11 protein-coding genes and 1 pseudogene are annotated in these 13,903 nt (G+C 45.8%); 7 read left to right on the top strand and 5 right to left on the bottom strand.

Annotated elements, in window-relative coordinates; translation table 11 throughout:
* Positions 1–254: 254 nt before the first annotated feature.
* From AC1DLM_RS21410 to AC1DLM_RS21420, 3 genes are read left to right on the top strand one after another with little or no spacing between them, the layout of a single operon-like run.
* Positions 255–2,510 (top strand): EAL domain-containing protein, encoded by a 2,256-nt coding sequence (locus tag AC1DLM_RS21410; RefSeq protein ID WP_477571119.1) that lies wholly within the window; start codon positions 255–257, stop codon positions 2,508–2,510.
* 26 nt (positions 2,511–2,536) lie between these two features.
* Positions 2,537–4,165 (top strand): thiamine pyrophosphate-binding protein, encoded by a 1,629-nt coding sequence (locus tag AC1DLM_RS21415; RefSeq protein WP_477571120.1) that lies wholly within the window; start codon positions 2,537–2,539, stop codon positions 4,163–4,165.
* 11 nt (positions 4,166–4,176) lie between these two features.
* Complete coding sequence (locus tag AC1DLM_RS21420; RefSeq protein WP_477571121.1) at positions 4,177–4,581, top strand: carboxymuconolactone decarboxylase family protein; 405 nt, start codon at positions 4,177–4,179, stop codon at positions 4,579–4,581.
* Positions 4,582–4,587: 6 nt separating this feature from the next.
* Here the strand turns inward: AC1DLM_RS21420 and AC1DLM_RS21425 are convergent, their stop codons facing one another.
* The 5 genes and pseudogenes from AC1DLM_RS21425 to AC1DLM_RS21445 all read right to left on the bottom strand — a co-directional run bounded on the left by AC1DLM_RS21425 (position 4,588) and on the right by AC1DLM_RS21445 (position 9,193).
* On the bottom strand, positions 4,588–5,007 hold the full coding sequence (locus AC1DLM_RS21425) for a hypothetical protein (protein ID WP_477571140.1): 420 nt from the start codon (positions 5,005–5,007) through the stop codon (positions 4,588–4,590).
* Positions 5,008–5,043: 36 nt separating this feature from the next.
* Positions 5,044–5,303, bottom strand: a pseudogene (locus AC1DLM_RS21430) (ATP-binding cassette domain-containing protein); the annotation flags it as partial.
* Between the two features lie 642 nt (positions 5,304–5,945).
* Entirely contained in the window at positions 5,946–7,748 is a 1,803-nt protein-coding gene (locus AC1DLM_RS21435) for a carbohydrate-binding domain-containing protein (protein WP_477571122.1), read from the bottom strand.
* 30 nt (positions 7,749–7,778) lie between these two features.
* A complete protein-coding gene (locus AC1DLM_RS21440) occupies positions 7,779–8,459 on the bottom strand; it encodes a DUF4956 domain-containing protein (RefSeq protein WP_477571123.1) in 681 nt (226 codons plus the stop codon).
* Entirely contained in the window at positions 8,456–9,193 is a 738-nt protein-coding gene (locus AC1DLM_RS21445; protein WP_477571124.1) for a VTC domain-containing protein, read from the bottom strand. Before AC1DLM_RS21445 ends, AC1DLM_RS21440 begins: the two co-directional genes overlap by 4 nt.
* 223 nt (positions 9,194–9,416) lie before the next feature.
* On the opposite strand from AC1DLM_RS21445, the gene AC1DLM_RS21450 reads away from it, so the two are divergent.
* The 4 genes from AC1DLM_RS21450 (at position 9,417) to AC1DLM_RS21465 (ending at position 13,866) form a co-directional block, all read left to right on the top strand.
* Positions 9,417–10,097, top strand: coding sequence for a response regulator transcription factor (locus AC1DLM_RS21450; RefSeq protein ID WP_441990129.1), 681 nt, complete (start codon positions 9,417–9,419; stop codon positions 10,095–10,097).
* Positions 10,097–11,362, top strand: a complete 1,266-nt coding sequence (locus AC1DLM_RS21455; RefSeq protein WP_441990128.1) for a sensor histidine kinase — start codon at positions 10,097–10,099, stop codon at positions 11,360–11,362. Before AC1DLM_RS21450 ends, AC1DLM_RS21455 begins: the two co-directional genes overlap by 1 nt.
* Positions 11,363–11,748: 386 nt before the next feature.
* Complete coding sequence (locus AC1DLM_RS21460) at positions 11,749–12,423, top strand: response regulator transcription factor (protein ID WP_441990127.1); 675 nt, start codon at positions 11,749–11,751, stop codon at positions 12,421–12,423.
* A gap of 3 nt (positions 12,424–12,426) precedes the next feature.
* Positions 12,427–13,866 (top strand): sensor histidine kinase, encoded by a 1,440-nt coding sequence (locus AC1DLM_RS21465; protein ID WP_441990126.1) that lies wholly within the window; start codon positions 12,427–12,429, stop codon positions 13,864–13,866.
* Positions 13,867–13,903 lie beyond the last annotated feature (37 nt).

Genomic DNA, 13,903 nt, shown 5'->3' on the forward strand with positions numbered 1-13,903 from the left:
ATCTTTCGTTCCGCATGTTCTATGTTATCAAACTTACCTTGAAAATTGTTGGTTTTTGGCAATAATTGTATAGTTTTTTTCAAATTGTTACTAGTTTTCATATTTTAATTCAGTATCCATCGATAAATGCAATTTTATCTTCATATGATGTAGACATTTATCGACAAAGCATTAGGGATCGTTTACAATATTTATGAAACTTACTAAATACTTATGCAATACTGAGGTAATTCGGTAACTAGGGGGGCTTAATCGTGATAACAGCAAATAAACCTGCATTTATACAAGAGTCCAAGCTGTTTTGTGAACACATAGGCATGAATCCTAAAGAGATTCCTTTCCCCCAGAAGGTTCTATCACCCGATGAATTGAGGAATAAAAGGGAAGAGTACGAAGAGATTTTATCAGTCGTAAGTTTCTTTGGAGAAAAAATTCTTCATCATCTTAAAGGGACTCCACTTCTACTATCTGTTTCCAATGATACAGGTTTCATCCTTCATATGATGGGTGATGAAACGATAAAAAAAACCATCAACCAACTAGGAATTAGTTCAGGTGTGCAGTTTACTGAAGCCAGCATGGGAACTAATGTTGTTAATATGGCTTTAAAATATAACCAGTCCCCCATCCAACTTATTGGTGATGATCATTATCACGAATACTTGCACGAAAGCGCTTGCTATGCTGTTGCATTCCATTACACAGACGTCAATGATCTTCTCGGAAGCTTAGTCATCATGACTGCTAAAGAGTTTCAGAATCCCATGCTACTAACAATGCTAGCAACTACGGTAGACTCCATTGAAAGAGAGCTGCTACTACGCAAGCAGAATAGAAAACTAAATATTTTAAACCAAATTATTATGGACAATACCCGTAATGGAATTATTCTGACGAATCGGGATGGAGAAATTACTACCTTCAACCAATACGCCGAATTATTTACTGGGAAATCTAAAGAAGACATGTTAGGGACAAAAGTTCAACAACTAGCCTCCATGGGAGAATATATATACGAAGTTATTCAAAATGGACAAACATTTGAAGACGTTCAAATGACTTTTGAGCAAAGTTCTACAGAAGATCGGTTAGTTTGCCTATTCGATGCTTATCCGCTATATGATGAGAAAAAGCAGTTACTAGGCGCCTTTGGACAATTTAGAAGTATTACTGAACGGGTACGAGCTGAAGAGAGATATAATTATTTGGCTAATCACGATGATTTAACCAAGCTCCCCAATCGTCGATATTATATGGATAGAGTTACCCAATTAATTCAACAGACGCAAGCTGCAGACCATCAAGTTGCCATCGTCTGTTTAGATTTAGACCGCTTCAAGATTATTAATGATACGTTAGGCCACTCTAGCGGTGACTTAATCCTCATTAAGGTTGCTTCACGGATTCAAGATATTCTGGAGCCTGGTGAGTTTGTAGCTAGAATGGGTGGAGATGAATTTATGTTCGTCTTCTCTCACATAACACGTGAGGAACAAGTTTTAGATCGGGTAAAAGCCATCCTTCATATTTTCAATATGCCCTTCAATTTAAATGGGTACGAATTTCATTTAACAGCAAGTGCGGGTATCTCTATCTATCCGAAAGATGGAGATAACCTTGAGAATTTAATGATTACAGCAGATACGGCCATGTACAGTGCAAAGAATCGCGGCTTAAACATGTATGCCTTGTATTCGCCTGATATGAACATATCTACACGCGAGAAAATGGCTTTGGAAAGTTCACTGCGGAAAGCTATTGAGAATAACGAGTTCCGATTGTACTATCAGCCTCAAGTGGATATTAGAAGCGGTGAAATAAAAGGTGTAGAGGCGTTAGTCCGTTGGCAGCATCCTACTAAGGGGTTAATACCGCCTAACGATTTTATCCCAATTGCCGAAGAAACAGGCTTGATCACTCAGATCGATAGGTGGGTTTTACGAACCGCATGCATGCAGAACAAGAAATGGCAAGATCAGGGCCTCCCTCCATTTCGAGTCTCTGTAAATTTATCATCACAGGAATTCCTGGATGATGCTCTTGTCGATGTGGTAAAAACCGTGTTGGATGAGACGGGTCTAGAACCTAAATACTTGGACCTTGAAATTACTGAAACGATGACGATGAACGTAAACCATGCTATCCCCATGCTTCGTAACTTGCATTCCCTAGGCATTCAAATAAGTATGGACGATTTCGGGACTGGCTATAGTTCTCTAAATTATTTGAAAAACTTTTCAATCGATCGATTAAAAATAGACCAAAGTTTTGTTAGAGATATTGGCAATGGTTCCAATGGGACTAACATTGTAAGTATTATAATTGCGATAGCACACAGTATGAATCTAGAAGTCGTTGCTGAAGGTGTAGAAGAGAAAGAACAACTTCGCTTCCTGCAAATTCAAAAATGCGATGAGGTTCAAGGCTACTACTTTAGTCCCCCACTTCCGGGAGAAGAATTCGAAAAATCATTTCTGGATCTTATTTCTAGAATGAAAAAGTTGTACTGATAAAGATCTAGGGGGATCAAGACCTTATGCCATCTGTAAGCAGTGTTCTAGTTAAGCACTTGTCAAAATGGGGAGTATCCCATGTGTTCGGAATACCTGGTAAGCCTGTAACACCACTTGTGTTAGAGATGGACAATGTGGGTATCTCGTTTGTGCTGAGCAAGCATGAAGAAGGGGCTGGCCTTGCGGCAGCAGGCTATGCTCTAGCACGGAATACCCTAGGTGTTGCACTTAGCACAGCCGGCCCTGGTGGAATAAACATGCTGACAGCGGCAGGTCAAGCGCTTTATACCAATGTTCCCGTATTGTTTCTGACGGGTTCTCCGCCAATCCGAGACATCGGAAAAGTGCTTGGTCAAGACAGTACAATGTTCGGCACGGATCTCGTGAAAATGTTCGAATCCGTAACGAAATTCAGTGCACGAGTAGAACGTGGAGAGATGCTTAGAAGTTACTTAGCGCACGCTATGGAGCATGCATTTACTGGTGTCAAAGGCCCAGTTCATCTAAACATCCCCGCCGATGTCTTATTAGAGCAAATAGACGACTTTGAATTAACGCTCCCAGATGCTTATCCGACAACCATAGCTTCTAATTTAGATCATGTTGCCACGCTTCTAGCTGAGGCCAAACGCCCCTTATTATTCATTGGGGGTGCGCTTCACGCCTTAGACGCGTACAAAGAAATTGAAGCCTTTGCACAGAAGTGGGCTCTTCCAGTAACGACAACTCCAGGGGGCAAAGGGGTCTTTCTGTCTAATCACCCTTTACATCTAGGACCATACGGCCTCGGTGGGAATGACCTTTCTGAAGCCTATCTCCGTGAGGGAGTCGATCTATTGATTGTGGTAGGGAGTCAACTAAGTGATTTAGAGATTCCTGGGTTTGCTCCTTCGATCTATCCTAAGCATATTATCCACTTTGATCACGAGCCCCGTTTTATAGGGAAAGCTGTATCCGTGGCTACTACTCCTGTACTCGGAAACATTCGTAGTAATCTACGAGCGTTACTATCATTTGCCGATATTACAGTTCCACCAAGACATATGCCCGATACTTTTGACATGGAAGATAGCCCCGTATCCGTATCAGGTGAGCTGCTGCGTGGTAAACAAGTTATGGAGATACTCCGTGAAGAATTACCTGAGGATACATTGGTTTATGGGGATGCTGGTAGCCATTCTTTTTATGCTATCAAATATTTTGATATTAAGGTGCCTGGTACTTTTTACTTTGAGGAAGTATACGCCACTATGGGGCGTGCCATTGGCTATGCAGTTGGGGCCAAATTCGGGGCTCCGCATCGGACAGTCGCTTGTTTGACAGGCGATGGCTGCATGTTTATGAATGGGACTGAAGTTTCCACATCGGTCAACCACGACGCTCCTGTGCTCTTTCTGGTCGCGAACAATCAATGCATCGACATGGTAGATAAAGGGATGGAACGACATTTAGGTAGAGCGGTGGGGACTACTTACAAGGCGCCGCTAGATGGGGCCAAATTTGGTGAGGCTCTTGGTGCACGAGGTTACCGTTGTACAACGGCTGAGGAGCTGAGACACGCCATTCAAGACGCAATTAGAAGCAATCAAACGAGCGTAATTGATATTATCATGGATCCTAAAGAAATTCCTCCAACGATGAAGAGGGGATAGAGAGGTTTTTAATGAAGGCAAATAAAACGAATCAAGAACGTTATGAAGCTGGTATCGATACACTACAGACGATGGTTGGCGACCATGGGGTCAGTATGATTAAACAAATCGGAGAGTTTTTCCCTGACTTCGGCCATACATTAGTAGCTTTTGGTTTTGGTGACCTCTACTCGAGAGAGATCCTCGACTTAAAACAACGAGAAATGATTACAATTACATCTCTAATTACACAAGGAGCTACGGAGCAGTTGCCTTTTCATCTCCATGCAGGGCTTAATGTTGGTCTAAAACCCGAGGAAATCCTGGAAATCATCCTGCATTGCGGTGGTTACGCAGGATTCCCTAAGGCATGTGGTGCTCTTGATGTAGCACGTAAGGTTTTTATGGAACGCGGGATAGAACATACGAATAAATAAGTAATCCTAAGAGGCCACATCTCTCTTCGTGAATACCAGCCAAGCCACTACATTGAAAATGAAGAAATAAATGCCCAATACGATAATCGAGATACTGGGACAGATCAATATTAGCGAATAACAGGTATTTACTCCATTCGTAAGGCTGCAAGAGCTCCAAGAAGATCGTTCCCGCAAATAGCGCAAAGATGGAGAAATTCGCCAGCCAAGCTGTCCCCCGCAACGATCACAAGTGAACAAGGTGATCAAGATAATCAACTGTGCCGAACCGTTAATTCCGCTCCACATGGTCCCCTCTTCCGGGTGGATATCATGATCGAGATGGTAGTCGTAACTAGCGATCTGCTTTTCGATGCTTGCCTTGCTCTCAGCACTCCGTTTCGGCTCCTTCAGCGCGTCTGTGAGCTCCTGCTTCTGTTCGATCACGTGATCCCGCCACGCATCGGTCTCTCCCGATTTGTCTATCCCTTCGGAACGTGTCAGATAACGGAGGTAATCACGCAGCTCACGTATCCCTGCAGGGTCTAGGCCATTCGTCCGGCTCGTCCAGAATGAGCAGTGACAGCCTATGCAGCAGTGCCTGAGCGACACCCAGTCGCTGGCGCATGCCCCAGCGAGTAATTTTTCACCTTGTCATGAATTCGTGTCTCCAACTGCACCAGCTTCACCAGCTTGATCACTTCGTCATTTCGTTCCTTCGTAACCCCAGGTACCATGCGTGCCTCTCCACTTCTTCTCCCTTCACTTCTTATCTTCCCTCTCTCAAAAATGCAAAAATACAACCTTTTCTACTGATTTATGGTGGAAATTAGTAAATGCGTGCAAATAGGCAACCTCTTTAACGTATTTCAGGATAATCTCCTGAAATCACTCCAAATTGATGCCTATTCGCATCAATTTCTTATAACAGAGGATAAACCCAATCGAAAGGTGCTTTTTTGCATTTTTGACGGGGGAGGGGGCTTGGGGGGCTTGAGGACTTGGGGACTTGAAAGTCATCAGAAAATCAACAACCTTACTCCATCGGGCACTACATTTGTCTCCTCCACTCCCTTGCTACTCATTTCTCCACATAACTACTTCACATTACTCCAAACTCCCCTACTACTTCACATTACGCCACTTTTCCCACATTCTTCTCTTTATCCTCGCTACTTCTAACTACTCATATTGGGGAGTCGGCGGAGAGGGTGCCTCAAGAAGAGCCCAAACATGCAAAATGAACGCTGCTTAATCCTCTTAGAATGAGTTCGTTTATAGGAAATATAGCTACCTCCTGTGAAACAATTAAACTGACAAAAAGCTGTCCTCACATAGATGATCTACGTGAGGATAGCCTCATAAACATGCCTATTCGTTCGAATTTACTGTGCCGCTCGTTGTGGACGCTGTCCCCCACCTTGGGGAGGCATGCCACCGCCACCTCCGCCTTGTCTACCGCCACCAGGGCCACCCATCATCCCGCTTCTAGCTTCGGTTACGCCCGTTTCGGACAACCACGTGATTATTGTCGCTGTTTTGAAGTCGACAACTTTCGTCCCACCTTGGTACGTGCCACCTTCAAACAGGCCTTTCGTAGCGATGCCCGTTGAAGATCCGCCCGAGCTAAGCGTGTACGAAGTATCTTGCTTCAAGTTTGGTGAGCTGACGAACACCGACTGATAGTTCTTCGCTGGCGCAAAAGTGATAATGGTGTTACCTGCGCTATCTTCGAGATGAACCAGCGCACCCGCTTGCTGGGTCTTGGTGTACGTCATCAGGACGCCGGCTTGCGTTGACTTGTCGGACGTAGCTTGCACCATGCCCGAGCTTCCCGCGGCAACAAGGAAGCCGCCGGTCATGACGAACGTGCCGTCATAGTCGAGGGAACCGTTATTGTTCTCGATCGGCCCGTTGACCACCACCGTACCGCCGCTCATCGTGATGGAGCCGTTCGAGTCCAACCCGTCGCCTTTCGAGTCGACGGATAAGAAGCCGCCGATAATCGTCAGCATGTTGCTCGAATTCGCGCCGGACGCGCCTGGTGCGCCTCCTGGGGCCCTGCCAGCTCCGCTAGTCGCCGCTCCCGGAGCGCCACCGCCACCTTCGGCGGACTCAGCGTTGCCGCTCGAGATGTTCACACCGTCGTCCGTAGATACGACATTGGTTTTACCACCCGAGATCAGAACCGCGGGCGCCTCGATCCCTTCATTGCTTTGCGTGATATCGATCGTACCACCTGCGATAGCAAGAGATACTTCGGCGTGAATGCCATCGTCGCCAGCATTAATGTGAAGATCTCCACCACTCACATCAAGGCCACCGCTGCTGTGCAGCGCATCCTCGCCGGATTTGATCGTGAATGTTCCACCAGCAAGGCTGATGTAACCCTCCGATCCCTCTTTATCGTTCGTTGTTTTGATGCCATGTCCACCCGCATCGATGGTCAATGTACCGGCTTGGACAGCGACCAAGTCGCGACCCATCACGCCATCATCAGCAGCTTTAACATCCAGCGTGCCTGCTGTGATTTTCAGCTTATCCTTGCTGGTAATCCCGTTGTTGTAGTTCCCTTTCACGACAAGTTTCCCTGTGCCATTAATCGTCAGATCGTCTTTGCTGAAGATCGCCGAATTAGGCTCGTCGGTTGTTGCATCCGGATACACATACTTCGTTCCATCTGAAACGAAGTTCTCGGTTCCTTCTTGTAAGGAGATGATTGCCTTGCCCGCTTCTTCGACGAAGATCGCAGAAGACGTGCTGTTTGAAATCTCCACTCCGTTCAGAACTAAACGAACGACGCCCTTATCCTTCACGTTGACCGTTATTTGACCATCTGTCAATTTACCACTCACGACATACGTGCCAGCCTTCGTAATCGCAATCTTACCGCCCTTCGCCGCTGCGCCCTCACCCTCGATTGTTGCACTCGTACCCGTCAACGAAATCTTCGTCGGATTCGCAGAAGCCCAATCTGTGTAGGCATCATCCGCCGCATACTCCACCTTCTGGATGACATCCGTGGTCACTGCTTTTCCACTTGCAGCAACCGCAGTCGTTCCAGTCGTTGTTGCAGTTGATGCAGCCTCCGTAGTCGAAGCGATGTCAGTCGTTTCATTGCATGCTGCTAACACAACAGCGCATAATAATAGGACACCTGCGCCTTTCATTTTCAACGGTTTTTTCATAGAAATCTTCCTCTCTGTTTGTAAAATGATTTAAAATTCAGCCGCTGTAGGGCTCATCGTCAATGTGATATCTAAATTCCCATTTCTGCATCTAATGGCGTCTAGGAATTCTTTCTGACTCGTCAAATGATCAATCGTCACTACGTAAACTAGCTCATATAAGCTGCCTAACTCGGTTGTGCGTACTTTTTTCAACTCATAGGCAATGTCGAACATCTTGAACACTTCATCAAACGCTTCTTCATATCCCAGACTCTCGGGAATCGTCACTTTCAATAACTTCTGAGCTGCCTTCTTAGCGCCAAAATTGGTAACTTTCAAGACGAACATCAAGACACAAAGTACAAGTGTGAAAAGTACCGCATAACCAAACGATCCAACCCCACAGGCAAGACCTGCCGCCATGGTGAACAAGACGAAGGCAATATCCTTCGGATCTCCAGGAGCGCTTCGGAATCGAATGATGGAGAATGCCCCTGCAAGACTGAACGCTCTAGCGATGTTGCTGCCGATTAATAGAATAATAATGGCTACGATGACGGGCAGAACAATCATGGTTAACGTGAAACTTTGTGTATAGTTGGTTTGTGTTTTCATGTACGTGAAGCTAATCATGGCGCCCAGAACGATCGCTGTAATTATGGTTAATAAAGCATTCATGAGCGTTAATTCTGTACCTGCTGTGACTTGTGCAAAAATCGAATCGATCATAATTGAATCCTCTCCCCCGTTAGTTGTTCATGTCGCTTTTTCTTATATTCGTTGCCGTACTTCGAGAAGCTTGTTCGAAACATGTCATGCTCCGATAGCATCTTCGACAACCAGAGGGGAATCGTTTTCTCCGCCTTCACTTCCATAAGCCATTGCCCGCGGCCCATCAACTGCTCCCCATGATCACCACTTTCGAGCTTAAGATCATACCGTCTAGAACGGATATTCGTGTCAAAGGTGATCCGCAAATCTCGGTTATTTTTGCAAAACATCGCAATCCGGTCATACGCCAGATATACCTTCGGCTCCAGATCATATCGGCCTAAGAAATATTTAATCTCTTGGATCACTTGCTTGTTCATATATGGCTGCAGTTCAGGCTCCACCTTGGTTCGTACAAAGTCATACGACTCATTCAGCTTCAGCGCTGTTCTTCTTTTATTCACCAGGCCGAACACCTTCTTCTTCAGCTCTAGATACACATTCGCATCTGCGTTTGGCACCCCGTACGCTCTTATTCTCAGCTTTTCTCGGTATTTCGGCTTCGCCAGTGAGTTTCGAATTAAGGAATCATGCTCGGTATCGAAGTAGATGTTACTGATCGAATAGAATTGTTCATTCTTGTTGTAGGCGTCCATTTCCATATATTCGAGCAGTCGATTATAGATCGTGTAAAAGGCTTTCGTATCCATCAGATACTTATTTTCATACCGATTAAATACTTCAATCGCCATTGTGATGCGCCTCCTTCTTGTTCATATTGCTGCGTGTGTTCGCTTCTTCATGACTGTATATTAGCCCCCGAACCTTTAGTGAAACTTAAATGCGAAGAGAATTATGTTTTTTTCGTAAATCCGCACATGGAGTGCTACTATTAAGGTTGATTAAAGGTTCACAGGCCTATAATGAAGCCATGCCAGTGGAAAGCACCTTGAGGCACTAAGGGGGAAACGACCCATGAGAATTCTAATCGTGGAAGATGAAGTACATTTAGCTGAAGCTCTAACTCAAATTTTGAAAAAACACCATTACTCCGTTGACGCTGTTCACGATGGACAGTCCGGGCTGGATAATGCGTTAAGCGGTATATATGATCTTCTATTGCTCGATATTATGCTGCCTGAGATGGACGGGATCACGATCCTTAAGACACTGCGTGCCAAAGGGATTTCAACACCTGTCATTCTACTTACGGCCAAGGGAGAAATTTCGGATAAAATAGCGGGATTGGATTACGGCGCCGATGATTATGTGGCCAAACCGTTCTCAACGGAGGAGCTGTTAGCTCGGATACGCGCGGCGTTAAGACGCAAAGGCGAGGTCGTGCCGGAGGATGCTTTGAAGTTCGGAGACATCGAATTGCATACCGGAAACCTCAAGCTGACTTGCAAGGGGAAGGAATTGAAGCTGATTTTAAAAGAAAGCGAGCTCCTGGAGCTGTTAATGACGAGAAAGCAGGCCGTAACATCGAAGGAACAGATCATCGAGAAGCTATGGGGCTTCGATTCGGAGGTGGAGCATAACAACGTGGAAGTTTATATCTCTTTTTTACGCAAAAAACTAACTTTCCTGCACGCGGCTGTCCGTATCTCGACCCTTAGAGGCGTTGGATACGTGCTGGAGGAGGTGAGTTCCTGATGTTTAACAAGCTTCGCAATCGATTTCTTATCGTGAATCTCGTCATCATATCCTGCATCATGCTCATATCTTTCGCTACGATTTATTTCATCACCTATCAGAACGTGCGAGCCGACATCGATATGGAGCTGCATGGTGTAGCCAATTTCAATCTCAAGCCTGACGGAAAAAAGGGAAATATGAAGCCTGGACCTGATGGCGGGCATCACCCGCAAGAACCTCAGGGGTACAATGATTCACCACCCGAGCGATCGGTTTCCTTCATGCTGCAAGCCGATGCCCAGTGGAACCTTACAGCGACGAACTCCCGTTTTGACATGGATACGGCGTTCTATGAAACGGCCATTAAGGAAGCCTCCTTGGGCAAATCGGATATCGGCCAGTTCTCGCTAGATGGCAATCAATGGGCGTATATGGTGCAAAAGAATGACACCGGGTATAGTGTCATTTATCTCGACGTTACGGCTCAGAAGACCATTCTGACGAATCTCGTCTATACCTTCACACTCGTCGGATTGGTGATGCTGATTGTCATCTTCTTTACGAGCCGCTATTTTGCGAATCGTTCCATAGCGCCAGTTCGTGAAGCCTTCCAGAAACAGAAACAATTCATCGCGGATGCTTCTCACGAGTTGAAAACGCCGTTAGCCGTCATCAATACCAATGCGGATGTGCTTTTGGGCAACAGTGATGAAACGATTGAGAGTCAGTCAAAGTGGCTGCATCGCATCAAATCTGAGACGGAACGCATGAAGACGCTCACCAACGATCTCCTCTATCTCACGGAAATGGATGATACCAGAGCGGGAATCTTGTACAGCGAATTCAACGTAAGTGAATCTGTGGAAAGTGTCCTTCTCACGATGGAAGCCGTCGTATTCGAGAAGGATATTACGCTGGACTACGAGATTCAGCCCGACTTAACCTTGCACGGCAACAGCGAGCAAATCAAACAAGTCGTCATGATTCTTATGGACAATGCGATCAAATATACGCCGCCGAAGGGCGCCATTTCGCTCACCTTCAAGAAGCATCATAACGATACGCTTCTCACCGTGACCAATACGGGCGAAGGCATCTCGCCTGAGCATGTGGAGCGGATCTTCGACCGCTTCTACCGTGCGGATCCCTCACGTTCACGCAAGCACGGCGGCTATGGACTTGGATTAGCCATAGCCAAGTCGATTGTTGAGCAACATAAAGGCAAAATTCATGCCAAAAGCGAGCTGCAGGAGACAACGTCGTTCTATGTGCAGCTCCCTTGATAGATTATTATTTGGGAGCTAAGCGGCTTATCAAGCGTTTAGCTCTTTTTCGTTTACTAGCACACTCTGTGAGAGTAGTTCGGCAATTCCGGGTGCGCTATTCCTGCCTCCACCTGCCGCAGCCCTAGCGCGCGGAGCTGTAAGACCCAAAAAAGGCCTTACCCTGCGGTTATTTAGCCCTAAGCACTACAATAGCGCCCTTTTTGGGCGCTATCCCTCCCTCAACCCCGCCGCAAGCCCTAGCGGGCTTACCCTTTTCGGAGAGCCACATTTCATTCACGTATTTACATGTTGTAATCCTTGTGTAGAATGGATACACAAGGAACATGCTCATTAGTAGTGAATGAGGTAAGCAAAATGCGACCGGAAAGGAAGGAACTTTTCCTATGAATATTTTAATTATCGAAGATGATTCCAGCATTCAAATGCTGCTCAAATTAAGCCTTGAAGTAGAGGGGTTTCATCCTGTTGTTGCTGGCACTGTCGCTTCTAGTCTTGAGGTACTCGCCTCGGAGCCTATCGATTTCATCTTGCTGGATCTGATGCTGCCTGATCAGTCAGGCTTTGAGCTCCTAAAGACACTCCAGCAAATCCATAAAGAAATACCCGTCATTGTACTCACGGCCAAAAATGAAATGAATGATAAAATACTAGGCTTCCAGCTCGGAGCCGACGATTATTTAACCAAACCATTTGAGACACGCGAACTTATTATGCGGATTCGCGCTGTCATGCGCCGTGTAACATCGGATACTGCCGCACAAGCTGCTGACGTTCTTCATGTTGGCATGATCGAAATTGATAGAAATGAGCGATCCTTAAAGCTGGCTGGCAAACCGATTAAAACGACAAGCAAAGAGTTCGATTTCCTCTGGCTCCTGTGCAAAAATCCTAAGAAAGTTTTTACCCGAGAGCACATTCTGGACCAAGTATGGGGATTTGAATATTTCGGACAGACGCGGTCTGTCGATATGATGGTCAATCGTCTGCGGGAAAAAATCAAACCCTATGATCACGTGCTCGCCACAGTTCATGGTACGGGCTATAAACTGGAGGTTTAAGCCATGAAGCTTCGCAATAAACTGTTCATCCAGCACTCTATAACGATCATCATGTTCCTTGCCTCGATGTATGTTGTTGTGAATTATACACTGAGTAAAAGCATGATCGAGCGGGATACCCAAACCTTGGCCCAGTATTATGGTCTGCACCGCATTGAAGCTTTAAAAATCGTTAATGATAAGAAAATTAGTATTGAACAGCTCTTTTCTGGGACTTATGCTCCGCTGATTGCCTCCCACCTTGCAGCTAACAGCAACTTCCAAGTTCAGCTATTTGATCCGGAGGGTACCATTATCGGGGATAGCGGCAACAAAGAAGACTTGATGAAACGAAGCGATATTGACGCTGCACTAGCTGGACAATCCGCAACTGTCATCACTGAAGGTGAGAACAACAAAATTCTCATTTATGCCTCTCCATTCACCTATGAGGGCAAAATTGTAGGCGGATTCCGCTACCTGTTAGATCTGAATAAGCACGAGGAAACGCTATCTGAGATGCGATCTTGGTTTATTGGTGTTGCGCTCGGCTGCTTACTCATCGCATTGCTTGCAAGCTACTCCTTCTCCTTCTTTATCATGAGACCCCTGCACGCACTCCAACAGGCGCTGAAGCAAGTAACCGTTGGTGATTTCAGCCGAAAGATTGTTGTTACCAGTCAAGACGAAGTGCGGGAACTGGCCGATGACTTCAATCAAATGTCAGAAGCGCTCCAGGAGCATATCGAGCTCCTTCAGTATGAACAGAGCAAACAGAAGAAATTTTATGATAATGTGACGCATGAGCTTAAAACACCGCTAACCTCTATCATTGGCTTTTCCGATCTGATTGACAAAATGGAGCGTGTCGAAGATATTCGAACATGCAATGTCTACATCCGCAAGGAAAGCACGCGTCTGTTACAAATGGTTGAAGAGCTGCTGCAAACATCGCTCAAAGGCGATGAAGCTTGGCGTGTACAGCTTGAGCGCGCAGATTTGGCGGCAATCCTAACGGATAGTCTGCGAATTCTTGAACCTACGCTGCATAAATCATCCATTACGACAACCCTGCAGGTCGAACCGTGCGAGGTCTACGTTGACCCCAAGCGCACGCAGCAGGTCCTGTTCAATGTCATTGAAAATGCGATCAAGCATAGTGAATGCACACATCTCAATATCCGACTAGAGCAACTTGAATATCATTGCCACGTCCGAATCTCGGATAATGGTAAAGGCTTAAGTGAGCAAGATACAGCAGCACTGTTCCTCGCTTCTTCTGAGCACAATCAGAAGCGTCCCATTTCGACGCATTCCCATGGGCTTGGTTTACTGCTCTGTAAGCAATTAATGGAACTGCAAGGCGGTAGCATTACCGTACATAGCCGTGAGAAAATGGGTACTGAAGTCATTTTGATGTTTCAAACCGAACCAACCCTCACGCAAGGCTTGTTACAAAATTGATACATATCGATGATTTTTCTGAGATAAAAGGAGAGTA

The organism is Paenibacillus sp. 01T442 (genome assembly GCF_056398345.1).